Below are 17,448 nucleotides of genomic sequence, written 5' to 3' on the forward strand. Positions count from 1 at the left end.
GGGGTGCCGTCCGCCTTGACCGGCACCATCGTGCAGGCCGTGAAGTCGGTCGCGATCCCGACGACGGCAGACGGATCAATCCCCGCATCCGCAATCGCCGCCGGCACAGCGTTCCGGAGCACATCCCGGTAATCATCCGGCACCTGAAGCGCCCAATCCCCCGGAAGTCCGATGACCGTTCCATCAGCCGCGCCCGCCACATCCGCCGGAAGCGCTTCGGTGACCACAGCATGCGGGTAATCGAACACCCCACTGCCAAGTTCCTTCCCGTCCCGGACCCGGACCACCACAGCCCGCCCTGACAGAGTGCCGTAATCCACCCCAATCACGTAATTTTCGCTGCCGTCTGCTGTGACGTCCATGAATCCTCCAAGTAAAGCACCCGACCATGTCGCGGGCTGAAATTATTGTGAGCGCTAACAAGAGTGCCGTCAAGTGTCCTGACTCCACCCTGGCGACGCCGACGACTCCGTGGCATGCCATGGCTTTGAAGAAAAAACCACGAAGTGGAGTTGGCCGGGGTGCGCTTAGGCGGACACCCCGGCCAGTCCCCCAACCTAGACCTTGTAGCCCGAGGGCGGCGTGAGCACGCCGCGCTCGATGAGCCTTTCAATATTGGCGGCCCGCGTCGAGTCTTCCCGGGCCAACCAACCCTCACTAGGGGGCGCATCCAGGTACTGGTTCTTCGGGTAGATCGGGTTGTCGTAAATAACCCGATACTGCTCTGTGCGCAGGTCCTTGAACTGGTTATACAGGCCGTTCGACACTCGGGCCCGGCGGAGCGCCTCGATGTCGATCGTGGTGCAGACGAACGAGTCGCCCGATGTCCATCCCTGCTGCTTGGTGAGAATCTGCCCCCGCGGACCGACGATCATGGACTGGCCGCCGAACAGGTCCTGCATTCCCCCATCGTCGCGGACCTCAGGCCCCAGGTTCGGAGCAACGACGTACGCCGAATTGAACATGGCGTGTGCACGGTTCTGCAGCTCCCACATGCCGTTCTGGACGGCCGGCTCGATCAGCGTCGGACGAATGATGATCTCGGCACCGTTCATCGCCAGTCCCCGCACGACTTCCGGGTAGACGCCTTCGTGGCAGATTGCGATGCCGATATTGCCGATGTCGGTCTTTGCCACCGGGAAAATGGCGTCCATTGCATTGCCATTTCCCTTCTTTTCAATCCACTCGTCCCACACATCGTGCGGATTCATATTGCCGAGCATTCCCCCTTCATACGCATCACTGGTGGCCTTGTAGCGCTTGTAGATAATCTCGCCTTGGGGATCGATGATAAAGGCGACATTGAAGTGGCGGTCCGGGAAGTCCTCGTCCTTCACCATGTACAGCTCGGCGGCTATGTAAGTGTTGAGTTCCACAGCCTTCTTCGCCAGCTCGTCGGTCTCCGGACCAGGAATTGTCACGGCAAAGTGGCGCTCCTTCTCGCGGTTCCCCGGCACGTTGGCGATCATGCCTTGAATCGCCATCTCCGGCAGGACAACCAGCTTGACCGGAGAGCCCTCCCACGCCCCGACCATGACTGCTGTGTCAATGAATTCATTGATTCGCTTGACGTTGGCAACGCCATCGCCGGGATTCTTCACATTGATTGTCCTCGGCGAAACTGCCACGACGACAAATGGATCGACCATTGCTTTCTCTCTTTTCTCTTCTCCGAGTACCTGAGTTAGCGCTAACTCACGGTATTCCGTTTAGGTAGGGAATTGCAAGACCTTTGGGTCTTCGCATTCAGGAAATGGGCCTATAGCCCTTAGCGACCATTAGCCAGGGACTTCACCCCAGCCATGGGTGTAGCTAGCAAGCGCTGTCTACTGCTAGCGCTTGCTCCGCGGTGGAGCTGTCGTGTCGCGGAGTATCAGACGCGGTTCCAGCAAAGGGATATCTCCCTCAGCCTCCTCTTTGATCATTGCCAAGATGCGACCAACAGCGATGTGACCGATGGCTTCGAAATCAAGCTTTACGGTCGTTAGTGCCGGCCGGAAGAACGGCGCTTCTTTGACGTCGTCGAATCCCGCTACGCTGACATCGCCGGGTACGTCGCGCCCGGCCTCGTCCAGGGCCTTGATCACTCCCAGCGCGAAGGGGTCGTTGGCGGCAAAGACCGCCGTGACGTCCTTCCGTGCGGCGAGTTCGCGGCCGACGCGGTATCCCTCCGCCGCGGACCAATCGGACGTTGCCAAGGGTGGCGGCACGAAGCGTCCAGCCGCACCGAGTTCCGCTGCCCACCCCTGGACCCGGGCCGATGTTGCCATCCACCCCGGGGGGCCTTGTACGTGCCACACGGTTTCGTGCCCGAGGTCTAGCAAGTGGCGGACCATCATCCGGGCGCCGTTCACTTCGTCAACGGACACGCTCGTCGGGCTCGGCTGCGATCCTTGCTGGAACGTCACCACGGGAACCCCGATGTCGAGGCCCTCGAGGACTGTGATTGCATCCAGGAGGGGCGCGAGCACGATCACGCCGTCGACCGTGTCTGAATTGATGGACTCGAAAGCAGCCCTGATGTCGTCCCGTCGAAGGCTTGCCAGGGTGACTAATCGCGTCGCGTAGCCGTGTTGCCGCGCTTCCTCGGAAATACCGTACAAGGCAACGGTTGGTCCCAGGACCGACAGTTCGAAGCTGACGACGCCGATCGTCATGGTTCGGTTGCTGGCCAGGGCCGCAGCTGCGGGATTTCGCCGGTACCGCAGTTGTGCGATTGCGTGCTCGACCCGTTGACGGATATCCGGGTCCACATTGGACGCTCCCCTGACAACCCGTGACACCGTCTGCTGGGACACCCCGGCGAGCCGGGCAACGTCCGACATCCGCGGCGCCTTGGACCTGGAGGCCAGCCGCTCTCCGCGCCCGTTGGAGTTTCGGGGTTCTGAGGGCGCGGGGATCGTGGACACCACTCTATTATCCCCGGCTATCCTCGACGGACTCCGGATTACGGCTCCGGTCGGCGCGCCAGTTGTTGTCACGGGCGCCGGTACCGCAGGACTTCGGGATGCTGATCGTACGGCCACTCTGCTCCCTCCACCATGTACTTGCGGGTCGTGTAGCTGCCGTCCATGGTTGACGCCAGGGACGGAGGTCCGTCGAAGCCGATAACGCCCCAACCTATCCGGTTCTCGTTGCCGCCGTACACAGGGTCGCCGTAAAACCCCTGACGGGTGTTGAGCACGAGCAACGGGAAGAACTCCAGGAAGTCCTCGTTGACCGGTTGGTTGCCTGCCGGGGCTCCCCCAAGCCCAACCCCGGAGTGCGCGAGTGAGAAGGTGTTCGGCTTCGCAGCGCCCGAAAGCGTCTCGAGCACCGCGTCCTGGTCCTCTTCGGAAAGCTCGAGGAACTCGACGTCAGCGCGCTCTTTCGCCAGGCGGTCCAGCTCCACGATGCCCTCGCGGTAAAACTCGCGGCGCTGCTTGATGCGTTCCTGCCACGCAGCCTCGTCGCGCCCCTCCATCCGCAGGAACCCATTGCCGTCGGCCGCCGGGAAGATGAACTGTGTTCCCGCGAGCATCCGGTCAATGAAGCGTACGACCTTGGCCTCGCGCGCGCCCGGGTGGTGGTCGGTGGGGATGATCCGGGCCGATGCCGCCTCGATCGTATTCCACTCGTGCTCGGTGAAGAAGATCGGGCCGTCGACGTCCCGTGTTGAGATGGGCACCGTAGCCCACTCCGCCTGTCCCATGTGACATCTGTCCTTTCGTGTGATGTGTGAAGTGCGGATCAGTTTTCGGACCAGCCATGGCGGTCAACGTGGAGGATACGGTCAGAGCACCGCCAGGCGTTCGCCATGATTGTCAGGGCCGGGTTGATGCCGGTCGCGGTCGGGAAAAAGCTTGCGTCGAAGACGTAGAGGTTTGGTACCTCATGGGAGCGGCACCAGCGGTCGACGACCGAGGTTGCCGGGTCGTTGCCCATGCGCGCGGTGCCCAGCTCGTGCGAGGTGTTTCCTGTGATCCGTTCCATGTTGACTGGAATGACCTTTTTCGCCCCTGCTGCCTCGAGGATTTCCCCGTTTTTGGCGACCTGCCAGCGTTCCTGGGCGAAGTCGTTGGAGTGGGGCGTATGCGTTATACGGGCTACCGGAAGGCCCCACGCGTCCTTGACGTTCGGGTCGAGGTCGACGCGGTTGTCCTCAACCGGCAGATCGTGTAGCAGGACTCCGATCTTCATGCTGTGGTTGAAAAACTCGCGGTCGGCGTCTTTCGCCGCCTGGCCCCAGGTGGGCCGGCCGGGGAAGCTCCAGTTCACAGGGTGGCCGATCATTGAGGGGAAGATGAGCGACCCGAGGATGTGGCCCCGGCTCTCGTCCGTCTCATAGAAGTCGAACGAACACAGGCTCATGTAGTGGCCCGCCCACCCGTACAGCGGATCGCTCACCTCACGGTCAAACAGGCCGACCGAGAATGAGTACTGGTGGAAGGTGGCGTTCTTGCCGACCATGCCGCTGCCGTTGCCAAGGCCGTCCGGGAAGAGCCCGGACTTGGACATGAGCAGCAGGCGCGGGGTTTCGATGCCGCCGCCGCAGACGATCACGGCCTTCGCGTGCTGGACGAACTCGTCGCCGTCCTCGTCTTGGTATCGGACTCCGGTGGCGCGGCCGTCCTTGCCGACGAGTATCTCGCTGACGTAGGAGTCGGGGCGGAGGTCGTAGCGCCCGGTTGCAATCGCGTCCGGAATGAAGCTGATGAGCGTCGATGACTTGCCGCTGCCCGGATCCGGGTACTGCTGCCAGAAGCCGTTCTCACTGAATGGCTGACGGCCGCGGTAGGGCTCGGTCACCATGCCCTGCGGCATGGGGAACGTGCCGTGACCGAGCTTGGACATCGCGGTGGCGAAGGTCCGGCCGATCTGGCTTAGCGGTGACGGCTTGGTTGGGTAGCCGCGGCTTCGCCACGCCTCCCACTTGTTCGCACCTGCCAGGCCTGACGTGCCGAACTCCCACTCGACGCGGGTGTAGTACGGCTCCAGCTCGTCATAGGAGATTGGCCAATCGACGAGGCTCGCGCCCGGAACGTCGCCATGGAGGCTGCGTAGCTTGAAATCGCTTTCGGCCATGCGGGGCACCATGCCGCCCCAGTGGGTGGTGCCTCCCCCGACGACCTGGGGCGTCGCGGAGAAGTTGGTGATTTCCGCCTCGACCTTGTCGGTGGGGCGGTAGGTCCGCGGCTTTACCTTCGGGTCCTGCCAGATAAAGTTCCGGTTGAGGAACTTAAGCTCGTCTCCGGAGGCGTGTTCCGGCTTTAGCCAGGGCCCGCGCTCGAGGCCCACCACCTTCAGTCCAGCCTCGGACAGCACCTTTGCTGCGGTTGCCCCGCCGGCGCCTGCGCCGACGATCACGACATCTACCGGCTCAGGCTGCTTCTTCCTGGTCATTGCTTCATTTCCTTTCGTAAATTCCTGCTTCGCTCCCGGCGGTCAGACTGTCACGGCTTCGATGCCGTTCCGGCCCGCGCTTGCAAGCGGCAGGAGCTTGTCCCAGAGTTCCTGCGGGATGTCGTGGTTCAGCAGGCCGGCGGTTTCTTCGACTCGGCTCGGCCGGGACATTCCAACGATCGTGGACGCCACGCGCTCATCGCGGACCGAGAACTGCAGGGCAGCTGCAGCGAGGGGGACGCCGTGCCGCTCGCACAGCGCTTCCATGCGCAGGACGCGATCGATCGTCGCCTGGTCCACAGGTGCGTAGCAGTACCGGGGAACGGCCCGCGGTCCCTTGACGAGCATTCCGCCGCCGAACGGCGCGGCATTGACGAAGGCGACTCCCCGCCGTGCCGCGTCCTCCAGGAGCGGCTCGGCAGTCTGTTCAACCAGGGTGTAGCGGTTGTGGCTGATAACGGCGTCGAACGCCTCCGTCGCAAGGTACTGCAGCTCCAGATCGATCGGGCCCCCGGCGACGCCCAGGTACTGGATAACGCCCTGGTCCCGGAGATCGATGAGGGCTTCGAGCGGGCCTCCCTTGGCCACTCCCTCCTCGAACGAGATCTTCTCCGGGTCATGCAGGTAGACGAGCTGGAGCTGGTCAAGGCCGAGGCGTCCCAAGCTTTCCTCGACGGACCGGCGGACGCGGTCCCCTGAGAAGTCGGTGCTGCCGGGAACCGGGTCGGCCTTCGTGGCGACGACGTATCCCTCGGGGATGCCGCCGCGCTCGGCGATCGCCCGGCCAATCCGTTCTTCACTGGCACCCCCGCCGTACTCATTGGACGTGTCGATGAAGGTGAAGGGCCCGTCAAAGACACGGTGGATCGTGGCGACGGCGGTGTCCTCTTCGACTTCGTAGCCGTACTGGGCGGGAAAGCTCCCGAGTGCACTCGTGCCGACACAGATATCGGAGACGGTCAGATCGGTGCGACCGAAGGGACGAATGGACATGATTTCCTGCTTTCTGATGCTGAATGGGTTGACGATGGGTATCCGGTTAAGGGGCTTGTGTGCGCCGGAACTGTTTGGAGAAGAATCCTGAAATCCTCTGGACGCCGCCTGCGCTGGAGAGGAAGACGGCGAGGATGATCACTGCGCCCTTGATCACCAGCTGCGGCTCGGAGGAGATGCCGACGAGGTTCATGATGTTGATGATGGTCGTCAGGATGAATACGCCGATCACCGCGTTCAGCGGATCGCCTTTGCCGCCCATGAGGGAGGCGCCGCCCACAACGACGGCTGCGATAGCGTCGAGTTCGTAACCTACGCCGATCAGCGAGCTTCCCTGCCGCAGCTGTGCCGCGGCGACAAGGCCTGCCAGGCCCGCGAGCACGCCGGAAATGGTGTACGTAACGATCAGGTTCCGTGCGACCGGCAGACCCGAAAGCCGCGAGGCCTCTGGGTTGCCGCCGATCGCATAGAGCGAGCGGCCGAACGTCGTGTATTTGGCCACGAGCGCCGCGACCACCGCAACGATGATGAAGATCAGGACAGGGTTGCGGATGCCAAGGAAGCTGCCGCGGGAGAAGGCCTGGATGAACCCCTGATCGCGGATCTCGATCAGGCTGGTCGACTGGATGATGTAGCTAAAGCCCTTCACGGCGCTCATCATGGCGAGCGTCGCGATGAACGGGGGGATGTTCAACCAAACGACGAGGACGCCGTTGATCAGTCCCGCGACAGCACAGCAGGCAAGCACGAACCCGACCGACGCGCCAGCGGGCATTCCGGCCTGCAAAGTCAGTGCCGTAAGTACTGTAGACATGGCCAGGATTGACCCTACGGAGAGGTCGATGCCGCCCGTCAGGATGACGAAGTATTGGCCGATCGCTAGGACGACGACAATCGAGGCGGCTGTGATCACGTTTTCAGCGTTGCGGAACGTCAGGAAGTCGTCGGAGACGTAATAGCCCACAGCGATGATCGCGAGGAGCACGAGGATAAGGTAACTCTTCGGCAGGGCGCGGAGGGCGCTGCCCCGCAGACGCGAGCCTATGCTGATGGATGGGGACATGGTGCCACTGCGCTGGGGCAGAGGCGACAGGGTCCGGGACATGGTTGTTCTCCTGGATAGAAATTTGGTGGAGGGGCGTCAGGCGAATCGTTCGAGGATGGCGTTGCCGGAGGGGTCGATGTCGTCGTGATCGAGTTCTGCGACGACACGGCCGCGTGCCATCACGAGGACGCGGTCGCACATCATCGCCTCCGTGATCTCCGAGCTCGCCACCACGACCGTTCCTCCGGCCTGCGCGAACTCGCGGATGAGCTCATACATGTCTTCCTTCGCCCCGACGTCCACTCCACGGGTCGGTTCGTCGCACACGAGGATGCGTGACTGGCGGACTAGCCACCGGGCCAGGATGGCCTTCTGCTGGGTCCCGCCGCTCAAAGTCTTCAGGGGCTGGGTCACCCCGGAGACCTTCATGCCGAGGCGGTCGACCATCTCGGCGGCGGTGCTGCGCTCCAGCCGCGACTGGATCACGCTCAGCCGGCTGAACTGCGGCAGACTGGCCAAGGTGATGTTGCCGGCAACACCCATGTCAGGGATGAAGCCTGCGGCCTTCCGGTCCTGCGGCAGCAGGCCGATGCCGCGGCTGATCGCGTCTCGTGGCGCACGGAATTCCACCGTCTGCCCGTCGACGCTTATCTCTCCGGATGTGCGCTTCCGCGCTCCCGCTATGAGGCCTGCGAGTTCGGACTGGCCGCTGCCGATGAGCCCGGAGAGGCCGAGTACCTCGCCCTCGCGCAGTTCGAACGACACCTCGTCCACGTATCCCTGCTCGGAGAGGTCGCGGGTGGAGAGGATGACGTTTTCGCGAGGGCCGGGGCCGAGGCGCGGCGAGCGTTCTCCGCGCAGTGCCGCGTCGGCAATGGACCCTTCGAGGCTCTTCCCGACCATCGCCGTTACGACGTTAGCCGGAGTTGAATCTGCCGTCTTCAAATCCGCGGCGTTCACGCCGTCGCGCAGCACGGTTACCGCATCACAGAGCGAGAAGAGCTCATCCATGCGGTGGGAGATGTACAGGAGCGTCACGCCTTGCTCGGACAGGGACCGGAGGACGGTGAAGAGCCGTTCGACATCGGGCATCGGCAACGTCGATGTGGGCTCGTCGAGCAGAAGGACCCGGGCGTCCTTGTGCAGCGCCTTTGCCAGTTCCACCGCCTGCTGCTCTGCAGTGGAATAGCTGCCGACGGGACGGCGCACGTCCAAGTCAAACCCCACCCTGTCCAGGGCGGTGCGTGCCTCAGCCTGCATCCGCTGCCAGTCCACGGCACCGCTGCGCAGTGGCAACTGGCCCAAGAAGATGTTCTCGGCCACGGACAGGGACGGCACGAGTGAGAGCTCTTGATAGATGGTGTGGATTCCGGCCCGCTGGGCATCCATCGGATCGCGGAAACGCTGGACATCGCCTCCCAGGCGAATGCTTCCGGAGTCCGGGGATTCGGCCCCGGAAAGGATCTTGACGAGGGTGGACTTGCCGGCCCCGTTCTGCCCGGCCAGCGCATGGATCGATCCGCGGCCGACGCTGAAGCTGACGCCCTTGAGCGCCTTCACGCCAGGGTAGGATTTGGTGATGCCGTCGAGTTCGAGCTCTGGGGCATTTGAGAGGGATTCCTCTGCGGTCCCGGGGGCTGACGCCACGGGTGCCGGGTTGTTGGCGAGCATAGCTGTTCCTTAACTAGGACTTTCGGGCTGAGCGGGCCGGCTGCAGACTGCTCGTCATGGCCGGCGGGTCTTAGTCTTTGGCGCGGACGTACGTGTCTTCGGGGACGTAGTACTTGACCGCTTCGGCGGGCGTGACCACCGTCGTGTCGATGTAGTTCGTCTTGTCCGGGCACTGAGTCTGGTCGCCCTTGAAGGCCGCGATTGCCATGCGCACTGCGGCAGCTCCCTGATCCCACGGCTGGTTGGATGCATCGGCCTGGAGTGGGCCCTTCGGGTTATCCACCATTTCCTTGATAGCTCCCATGCCGCCGTCGTAGCTGGCCATGATGATCCCGTCGCCCCAGAGGCCGGCCTGCTGCAGGCCCTGGACAATGCCACCATGCATGACGTCGCTCATGCTGTAGACGACCTTGAGGTCGGGATTGGCGGTCGCGACGTCACGGATCGGAGCCAGAGCCTTGTCTGGTTTCCACTCCCCGTACTTGGTATCGAGCTTCACAGTGGTGACGCCGGGGTGCTTCTGCATGACACTGTTCCAGCCCGCCATAAAGCCATTGAACCGAAGGTCGCTCAGCACATCTCCCGGAAAGCCTCCGATGCCGACGATCTTGATCTTCCCCTTGTTCCCGTACTTCTCAAGTGCCCGCTGTGCAGCCACCTCGCCCGCAAGCGAACCGGTGTGCTCCTGATCCTCTGCGACATAGCAGAACATGTCGGGAACCAGAGACTTGTCCACGCTTGAGTTGACGGTGACGACCGGGATGCCCGCATCCTTCAGCGCCTGAACCGAGGGGCCGACGCCGATTGGATCGTTCGGGTTCATGACGACGACGTCCACGCCCTTCGTGATGAGGGTCTGCACGTCAGCGTTCTGCCGCACAGTGTCACCATTGGCATCAAGCAACTCGAGGCGAGCCCCGACCTTGCTTGCCTCGGCCTGGCCACCCTCGACGAGAGTCTTCCACCAGTCACTGCCGCTGATGCCGCGCTGGCTCCAGCCGATGACCAGCCCTTTGCCGGTTGCCTTCTCCCCCGCGTCGTCCGCGGCAGCGCCACCCTTGCAGCCAGCCACCCCGAGCGCGGCGACCGTCAGGATCGAGGCGCACAGGGCCGCTGTGGCGCGCCTTCTGTTCCGACCGATTCCAGTTGTAGTTCTCTGCATGAAAAACACTCCCTTGTGTTCGTTTCCGCCCCACCTGTGGGGCTCACTGAGCAACAACGTTACAGGCTGAGTTAGCGCACTATCAAGACCCTGATGAAAATATGTTGAAGATTGGATTCATGCTGGCGTTTCATCTCTCAAAAGCCGAGAATAAAGGGAACTATCCGACAGCGCCTAACCTCGGCGACATAGTAAGCCTGCTGAATTATCGCTAACTCGGAGGAAACCTTCTTCTCGCGCATGCCGTCGAAACGGCACCGGCACCAAGGCAGGACACATGTGCTCAGATCTGATTGGCCAGAATCGGTTGTGGGAGCAACCCGGGCGACCTGAAACGACGTCAAGCGGCCGATTCCCCAAGGACGCCGGAACGAAAAACGCTGTCACCAGCGCTGCTGAGACAACCATCAACCGTGTATCGATAGTGGACGTCGCGGTGCTGGCAGGAGTCTCGACCCAGACTGTGTCCCGCGTTACAAACGGGAGCCCCGACGTCCGGGGAAGTACCAGGGATCAGGTTGTGGCTGCGATGAACGAGTTGGGATACCGGCCCAACAGTGCCGCCCGGGCGCTGAAGCGCGGCAGCTTCCGGACCATTGGCGTCATCACCTTCTCCCTCTCCTCGATCGGCAACATGCGCACCCTGGAGGCCATCGCCCTGCATGCCGCGCGGCAGGACTTCGCCATCACACTCATCCCGGTCACCGCCCGCACCCAAGCCGGCATCCAGGGTGCGTTCTCCCGCATGGGCGAACTCGCCGTCGACGCCGTCATCGCCATCATGGAAATCCACCTCCTCGACGCCGCCGCCGTCACCATTCCCCCTGGGGTCAAGGTCGTCGTCGTCGACTCCGATGCGGGCCAGCGGTACAGCGTGGTGGACGCCGACCAGGCCGACGGCGCCCACAAGGCAGTCCAGCACCTCCTGGACCTGGGCCACCACACCGTCTGGCATGTCGCCGGCCCCGAAGAATCCTTCGCCAGTGAACGCCGCGCCGCCGCCTGGCGGGCCACCCTCACCGGCAACGGCAGGACCGTCCCGCCCGTGATCCGGGGCGACTGGTCCGCCGACTCAGGCTACGCCGCCGGTCTCCGGCTCGCCGACGAGGCCGGCTGCACCGCCGTCTTCGCCGCCAACGACCACATGGCCCTGGGCGTGCTCCGTGCCTTCCGAGAAAAGGGAAAATCCGTCCCTGAAGACATCAGCCTCGTTGGCTTCGACGACGTCCCGGAAGCCTCCTCCTACACACCCCCGCTCACCACGGTCCACCAGAACTACACCGATATCGGCAACAAATGCGTCGACAACGTCCTCCAGCAAATCCGCACCAACACCACCGAACCCGGCATCACCCTCGTTCCCACTCAACTCGTCCTCCGCCAAAGCACCGCCCCCGGGCCGCGGCGCTAGAACCAGGCCAAATCATGCAGTTGCTCATGACAGCTGCCATGAACTGTCATGAGCAACGAGCGACCAAGAAGCCGCCACAGAGCCACTCGCCCAACTCGAAACAAGTCATGTTGGGACACACCCTGCACCTACGGCATCAACGGTCAGAGCGACGCCCCTCCGCAGATGACGTAGTTTTGGCCGGTGATGGATTTGCCCTGGGCCCCGAGAAGGAATGCGGCGAGCGCAGCGACGTCCTCAGGATCAACCAGGGCGCCAAGGGCCGGCATCCGGACAGGGGTAGCAGCCCGCCCCGGGTCGTTCAGCATCGGGGTGTCCGTCGGGCCCGGGGACAGCACATTGACGGTGATCCTTCGCGGCGCGAGTTCCTGAGCCCAGGTCCGTCCCAACCCCATCAACGCGGCTTTGGTTGCGGCGTACTGGCTCTTGCCCGGCGACCCCGTGGAGGTGCGGCTGCCCAGCAGCACCACGCGGCCGCCGTCGGGCATGGAGGGCACCAGGGCGTTGGCCAGCACACTGGCGGCACCCACGTGAACGGCGAACATGCCCTCAAGCGCGGAAGGGTCAAGGTCACCTAGTGCCGCCGTCCGCTGGAACCCTGCAGCGTGGACCAGCGCATTGACGGGGTCGAGTCCCGCCACCGAGTCTGCCAGGGATCGGGGGTCGGCGAGGTCGGCGCGCAGCCACTCGAACTTTCCGTCCAGGGACGTTTCGCTCCTGCTCAGCCCGGTCACGGCCCATCCGTCGGCCAGCAGCCTGCGAGTGATGGCGTTGCCGATTCCCGAGCTGCACCCTGTTACTACCGCGCGCTGCTCAGCCGGCATTGGCGCGGCTCGCTTCGGCTTCTCCCGGGGTCTCGGTGCCGTCGTAGGCCCACTGGGGGTCAACCCGGACGAACTTGATGGCCTGCCGGAAGTAGGTGTAGGCAATGTTCAGGGAACCGTCGGGGCCCTGGTGGATGGACGGGTAGGAGTACTCGCGGTTGAGCCCGTCCCGGGAGTTGTTGGAAAGGCAGTAGCCATCCCCCACATCCAGGTTCCGGCGGATCGGCCAAGAACGTCCCGAATCCTCGGAGATAGCCAGCGTCATGGGAGAGCGCGGCGTTCCCCAGAAGGCGCGGCGCCTGTCGCCGTCGGACGCCGCACCGCCGAGAGCGGGCTCGGCGAGCTGGCCCTGCTCCTCGGCCAGGCCGTCGTCGTCAATTTCGTCGTAAAGGGACAGCCGGCGCTCGGTTTTTTCCTCTGCCCGGCTGTGGTTATAGACAAGGGCCAGTCGTCCGTCGGAGAGCGCGGTGAACTGGATGGAGGAGTTGTTGTTGGGCAGCTCGGTGGGAACGGGCTCGCTCCAGGTGGTGCCGTCGTCGGTGGAGCGGGATTCGTAGATTGAGTCGGCCCAGCGGCTGCGGAACAGGGCCAGCAGTGACCCGTCGGCCAGCGGCTGGATGTTCATGTGGACGCAGCCCAGGCTGCCCGGCAGGACGGTTTCGGTCCAGGTCGCGCCGCCGTCATCGGAAATCATCACGGCGCTGTCGTCGCTGTTGCCCACCCACTTTTCGCCCGGGGTGGTGATGCAGCGGAAGATCGGCACAATCAGGCGGCCGGACGGCAGCACCACCGGAAGTTGACGGACGAACACGCCGCCCGTTCCGTTCGCGGGGAACAGCGTTTCTACCTCTCCCCAGGTGCGGCCGCTGTCCGGGGAAATACGACGGCGGACCTCGGCGGTGTCCTGGTTACCCGCCTTCTGCGCGGTATACAGAAGCCACAGTGCTCCATCGGGAGCGGTAAACAGGATGGGATTTTGCTCGGAGCGGGCGGAGTCGTCGGAGAGCTGCCGGGCTTCGGACCACTGGCTGCTGCCCGACTCCAGGGTGGAGAACCAAATGGAGATGTCCGGCACTCCTTCCTGGGTCCCGCCGAACCATACGCAGCCCAGCCTGCCGTCCGGCAGGGTGAGGAGGTTCGCGGCGTGGCTCTGCACAGTGGGGGCGGGCAGGTAGGCGAAGTCGGCGCCGTCCGCCCTCTTGACGACCCCGTCCGGGGTGATGATGCTGTAGGCGTCGGTGGCGGTGTTCTGCATGGTTCAGTCCTTGGTGGGTGCGGCGTCGAGGTGGGCAGCGTCGAGGTGGGATTTCGCGATCTGTTCCAGATGGGTCAGATCGGAAGCGACGGTGGCGAAGGTATAGCCCTGGCTTAGCCGTTGCGCGGCCACTGTCCCTGCAGGCGTGTGGATGCCGGCGGCGATGCCGGCGGACGCGGCCGCTTCGGCGATGCTTTCGAGCGCGGCGTTGAACTCGGCTTCAACGGCGGGGTCAGCCGGGAACGCACCGCCGACGGCGATGGATAGGTCCGACGGTCCCACGTAGATGCCGTCAAGGCCGGGCGTCGCGCAGATCTCCTTGACGTTGGCCAGCCCGTCCGGCGTCTCGATCATGGCGAACACCAGCGTGGCGGCGTTGGCGTCGGCAGGCTTCGGCCCGATGCGCAAGGCCGAGCGCATGGGTCCATAGGAGCGGCCGCCCATGGGTGGGTACTTGGCGGCGGCAACTGCGGCGGCCGCGTCCGCTGCTGTGTTGATGAGGGGCACGATGACCCCGACTGCGCCGGCGTCGAGGGCCTTGCCGATGGCGGTGAGGTTGTTGTCCTCCACCCGGACCATGCCGACGGCGGTGTGCCCGGCATCGACGGCCATCAGCCCGTTCAGCACGCCCGAGTAGCCGAGCAGTCCGTGCTGGGCGTCCAGGGCCACATAGTCATAGCCGAGCCGGCTGATGCGTTCGGTGGCCACGGGCGCGTCCAGCACCGTCCAGTAGCCGACAGCCTCCTCCCGGGCACGGATCTTGCGGGCGAATTCGAGGGCCAGTTCGGATGTCATGCGGATCTTCTACCTTCAGTTCTGCTGTTCGGATGGACGGCGTGGGCCGGGTGTTCTTTGGCCGATGTTCGAGGAGGCTTTCCGGGAAGCGTCAGCGGTTGTAAGCGGGCATGGGGCCGCGGAGCCCGGCACCGACGGCGTCGCAGGCTTCCACGACGTCGGCCGGCAGCGGCCCGTTGGCCACGGCGGCGATGTTGGAACGAAGCTGTTCCACCTTGGACCCGCCCAGCAGCATGGACCCCACGCCGTCACGGTAGGCGAGCCAGCGGAGTGACATTTCGGCCAGCGTCATGCCGGCGTCCTGCGCGATCCGGGAAAGCTCCTCGATGGCGTCGAACAGCTGTCGGTCCCAGTACCGCTGCGTGTACATCGCTGCGAGTTTGGAGTCGCCGTAGCGGCCCTCGGTGGGCTTGGCGTCGAAGCTGTGCTTGCCGGTGAGCAGCCCGCCGCCCAGCGGGTTGTAGACCATGGTGTGGACGTTGTGGGTGGCGGCAAACTCGAGGTACTCCTCTTCCAGCCGGCGAGCCACCAGGTTGTACAGCTGCTGTGCGACGACGGGCTGCGGCGCCCCCACTTCACGCGCCACATGGATGACGTCGGCGATCTGCCAGGCGGCGAAGTTGGAGACGCCCAGGGCGCCGATCTTCCCTTCTGCGGCGAGCTCGGTCACGGTGCGCAGCGTCTCATGCAGTGGCGTGGCGCGGTCCGGCTGGTGCAGGTAGAACAGGTCGATGCTGTCCACTCCGAGCCGACGAAGGCTTCCTTCCACGCTGTTACGCAGCCCGGCGGCGGACAGCGGGGAGTTTTGGCCGTGGTCCGGGTGCGGCATTCCGGCCTTGGAGGCGAGGATGACGTCGTGGCGACGCTCCTTCAGGAGGCGGGAAAGCATCTCCTCGGTGGTGCCCCCCGCGTAGGCGTTGGCGGTGTCGATGGTGGTGATGCCAGCGTCGAGCGCTTCCTCCACCATCCGCCCCGCGGTGGCCTCGTCGACTGTGTCGCCGAACGTCATGGTTCCCAGGACAAGCCGGGAGATGGGGAGTTTCAGGCCGTCCACGTGGGCGCCGTCGGGCTGCTTGCTCATGCGTTAATTCCTCGTCGTTGTTGTGTTAGTAAGGGGCGGGTGCCTCTAACGTGGCTGGGCCTAGCCTGGCTGGTTGGCGAGCGCCAGAGAGCGGACAAGGTGCCGGGGCTTGAGGCCCTGCATAGTGGAGGGGTCCAGGGCCGCGCGGCGGAGTTTGCGCGTGTAGTCCTCCTTGGGGGCGGTCAGGACGGACGCGGTGGAGCCGTGTTCCACCAGCTTGCCGCGCTGCATCACCATGACGCTATCGCTGATTTCCTGCACCACGCCAAGGTTGTGCGAGATGAACACGTACGTGATTCCAGTTTCATCCTGGATGGACTTCAGCAGCCGCAGCACCTGCGCCTGCACGGACACGTCCAGGGCGCTGGTGGCCTCGTCACAGACCAGCAGTTCGGGCTTGGACGCGAGCGCCCGGGCAATCCCGATGCGCTGGCGCTGGCCACCCGAGAACTCGGACGGGTGCTTGTCCAGGGACCGGACGGGCAAGCCCACCTGGTCGATCAGCTCGGCGGCAGCCTTGTGCCGTTCCGCTTTGGAGCGGACGCCCTGCAGCTTCAGCGGCTCGGCTACGATCTCCTGCGCGGTCATGTGTGGGTCCAGTGAGCCGTACGGGTCCTGGAACACCATCTGGAACTTGGAACGGAGCGGCCGCAGCTTCGCCTCGCTCATGCCAGCGATGTCGGTCCCGTCCAGCTCGATGCTCCCGCTGGTGGGGGTAACCAGCCGCATGAGTGCCTTGGCCACCGTGGACTTGCCGCAGCCGGATTCGCCCACGACGGCGATCGTCTTGCCCTTGTCCACGGAGAACGAGACGTCGTCCACGGCGCGGAAGGTGCCGCCGGGAACGTGGTAGTCCACCACGAGGTTTTCGACGGCGAGGAACGGCTTAGTCATGGCTTGCTCCGGTCTGGGTGAGGGCGGAATCGGTGGCCGGGTCAGCGGTGGCCGGGTAGGCGTGCGAGCCGCGGGCAGCAGCCGGGGCGGCAGCAGGTGTTTCGTCCCACGGTCCGAGGACGGGCACGGCGGCCAGGAGGTTCCGGGTGTATTCGGTGGCGGGGTGGTCCACGATCTGCTGGACCTCGCCGGACTCCACGAACGAGCCGTCCTTCATCACGTGGATGCGGTCCGAGATGAGCCGGGCCACGCCCAGGTCGTGGGTGATCATCAGGATGCCGATGCCGCGCTGCTCCTGCAGTTCCAGGAGCAGGTCCAGGATGCCGCCCTGGACAGTGACGTCCAGGGCCGATGTCGGCTCGTCGGCCACCAGCAGCTGCGGCTCGCTGGCCAGGGCGATGGCAATCAGCACGCGCTGCAGCATGCCGCCGGAAAGCTGGTGCGGGTACTTCTTCAGCTGCTTTTCCGGGGTTGGGATGTGCACCTGCTCCAGGAGTCGGACGGCCCGGGCCTGCAGGGCACCCTTATCCTTGGCAGAGGCGGCACCGGCAATGCGGATGGCCTCGAAGAGCTGGCTGCCGACCGAGTGGACCGGGCTCAGCGCCGTCATCGGATCCTGCGGGATCAGCGCCAGCGTCTTGCCGCGCACCTTGTCGATGGCCTTGGGGTCGGCGGTGACGTCGACGCCGTCGATCAGCACGGTGCCGGAAAGCACTGCCAGGTCCTCGGGCAGAAGGCGGAGGATGCCCATCGCCGTCGTCGATTTGCCGGAACCGGACTCGCCGATGATGGTGACCGTCTCACCGCGATGGATGCTGAAGCTGACGGAGTCAACGGCCCGGATGATGCCGGCGTCGGTGATCAGTTCCACCTGGAAGTCGCGGACCTCGAGGAACGGCTGTTCCTGAGGCTTGGTTTGGGGTAGTGCGGTCATG

General features: G+C 64.4%; 15 protein-coding genes and 1 pseudogene. 1 reads left to right on the top strand and 15 read right to left on the bottom strand.

The annotated features are described in order from the left end of the window. The 9 genes and pseudogenes from J7E80_RS18855 to J7E80_RS18895 all read right to left on the bottom strand — a co-directional run. A pseudogene (locus tag J7E80_RS18855) lies at positions 1-362 on the bottom strand (ribulokinase); the annotation flags it as partial. A gap of 195 nt (positions 363-557) precedes the next feature. Continuing rightward, positions 558-1,649, bottom strand: a complete 1,092-nt coding sequence (locus J7E80_RS18860) for a nitrilase-related carbon-nitrogen hydrolase (RefSeq protein WP_215053764.1) — start codon at positions 1,647-1,649, stop codon at positions 558-560. Between the two features lie 183 nt (positions 1,650-1,832). Continuing rightward, positions 1,833-2,825 carry a LacI family DNA-binding transcriptional regulator gene (locus J7E80_RS18865; protein WP_215053861.1) on the bottom strand — a complete coding sequence of 331 codons (993 nt, stop codon included), beginning with the start codon at positions 2,823-2,825 and terminating at the stop codon, positions 1,833-1,835. Positions 2,826-2,977: 152 nt separating this feature from the next. Further along, entirely contained in the window at positions 2,978-3,691 is a 714-nt protein-coding gene (locus J7E80_RS18870) for a gluconate 2-dehydrogenase subunit 3 family protein (RefSeq protein ID WP_215053765.1), read from the bottom strand. Between the two features lie 38 nt (positions 3,692-3,729). Continuing rightward, the gene (locus J7E80_RS18875; RefSeq protein WP_215053766.1) at positions 3,730-5,382 is read right to left on the bottom strand and encodes a GMC family oxidoreductase; all 1,653 of its coding nucleotides are present in this window, start codon (positions 5,380-5,382) and stop codon (positions 3,730-3,732) included. 42 nt (positions 5,383-5,424) lie between these two features. Further along, positions 5,425-6,375 carry an aldo/keto reductase gene (locus J7E80_RS18880; RefSeq protein ID WP_215053767.1) on the bottom strand — a complete coding sequence of 317 codons (951 nt, stop codon included), beginning with the start codon at positions 6,373-6,375 and terminating at the stop codon, positions 5,425-5,427. A 46-nt stretch (positions 6,376-6,421) separates the two neighbouring features. Next, entirely contained in the window at positions 6,422-7,480 is a 1,059-nt protein-coding gene (locus tag J7E80_RS18885; RefSeq protein ID WP_215053768.1) for an ABC transporter permease, read from the bottom strand. Positions 7,481-7,516: 36 nt separating this feature from the next. Beyond that, the gene (locus tag J7E80_RS18890; RefSeq protein ID WP_215053769.1) at positions 7,517-9,091 is read right to left on the bottom strand and encodes a sugar ABC transporter ATP-binding protein; all 1,575 of its coding nucleotides are present in this window, start codon (positions 9,089-9,091) and stop codon (positions 7,517-7,519) included. A 70-nt stretch (positions 9,092-9,161) separates the two neighbouring features. Then, complete coding sequence (locus J7E80_RS18895) at positions 9,162-10,253, bottom strand: substrate-binding domain-containing protein (protein ID WP_215053770.1); 1,092 nt, start codon at positions 10,251-10,253, stop codon at positions 9,162-9,164. A gap of 424 nt (positions 10,254-10,677) precedes the next feature. Here J7E80_RS18895 and J7E80_RS18900 point away from each other — a divergent pair, with 424 nt between their 5' ends. Beyond that, positions 10,678-11,664 carry a LacI family DNA-binding transcriptional regulator gene (locus J7E80_RS18900; RefSeq protein WP_311380891.1) on the top strand — a complete coding sequence of 329 codons (987 nt, stop codon included), beginning with the start codon at positions 10,678-10,680 and terminating at the stop codon, positions 11,662-11,664. Positions 11,665-11,807: 143 nt separating this feature from the next. Here J7E80_RS18900 and J7E80_RS18905 read toward each other — a convergent pair whose 3' ends face one another. From J7E80_RS18905 to J7E80_RS18930, 6 genes are all read right to left on the bottom strand, one after another. Further along, complete coding sequence (locus J7E80_RS18905) at positions 11,808-12,488, bottom strand: SDR family NAD(P)-dependent oxidoreductase (RefSeq protein ID WP_215053772.1); 681 nt, start codon at positions 12,486-12,488, stop codon at positions 11,808-11,810. Further along, positions 12,478-13,743: an exo-alpha-sialidase gene (locus tag J7E80_RS18910; RefSeq protein WP_215053773.1), complete on the bottom strand. Its 1,266-nt coding sequence runs from the start codon at positions 13,741-13,743 to the stop codon at positions 12,478-12,480. Before J7E80_RS18910 ends, J7E80_RS18905 begins: the two co-directional genes overlap by 11 nt. A 3-nt stretch (positions 13,744-13,746) precedes the next feature. Further along, positions 13,747-14,538 (bottom strand): HpcH/HpaI aldolase/citrate lyase family protein, encoded by a 792-nt coding sequence (locus J7E80_RS18915; RefSeq protein ID WP_215053774.1) that lies wholly within the window; start codon positions 14,536-14,538, stop codon positions 13,747-13,749. Between the two features lie 91 nt (positions 14,539-14,629). Continuing rightward, on the bottom strand, positions 14,630-15,619 hold the full coding sequence (locus J7E80_RS18920) for an aldo/keto reductase (RefSeq protein WP_215053775.1): 990 nt from the start codon (positions 15,617-15,619) through the stop codon (positions 14,630-14,632). A gap of 60 nt (positions 15,620-15,679) precedes the next feature. Then, the gene (locus J7E80_RS18925; protein WP_215053776.1) at positions 15,680-16,513 is read right to left on the bottom strand and encodes an ATP-binding cassette domain-containing protein; all 834 of its coding nucleotides are present in this window, start codon (positions 16,511-16,513) and stop codon (positions 15,680-15,682) included. After that, entirely contained in the window at positions 16,506-17,447 is a 942-nt protein-coding gene (locus J7E80_RS18930; RefSeq protein WP_215053777.1) for an ABC transporter ATP-binding protein, read from the bottom strand. Before J7E80_RS18930 ends, J7E80_RS18925 begins: the two co-directional genes overlap by 8 nt. Position 17,448: the final 1 nt, after the last annotated feature.

Source organism: Arthrobacter sp. ISL-28 (assembly GCF_018613875.1).
Classification (GTDB): Bacteria; Actinomycetota; Actinomycetes; order Actinomycetales; family Micrococcaceae; genus Arthrobacter.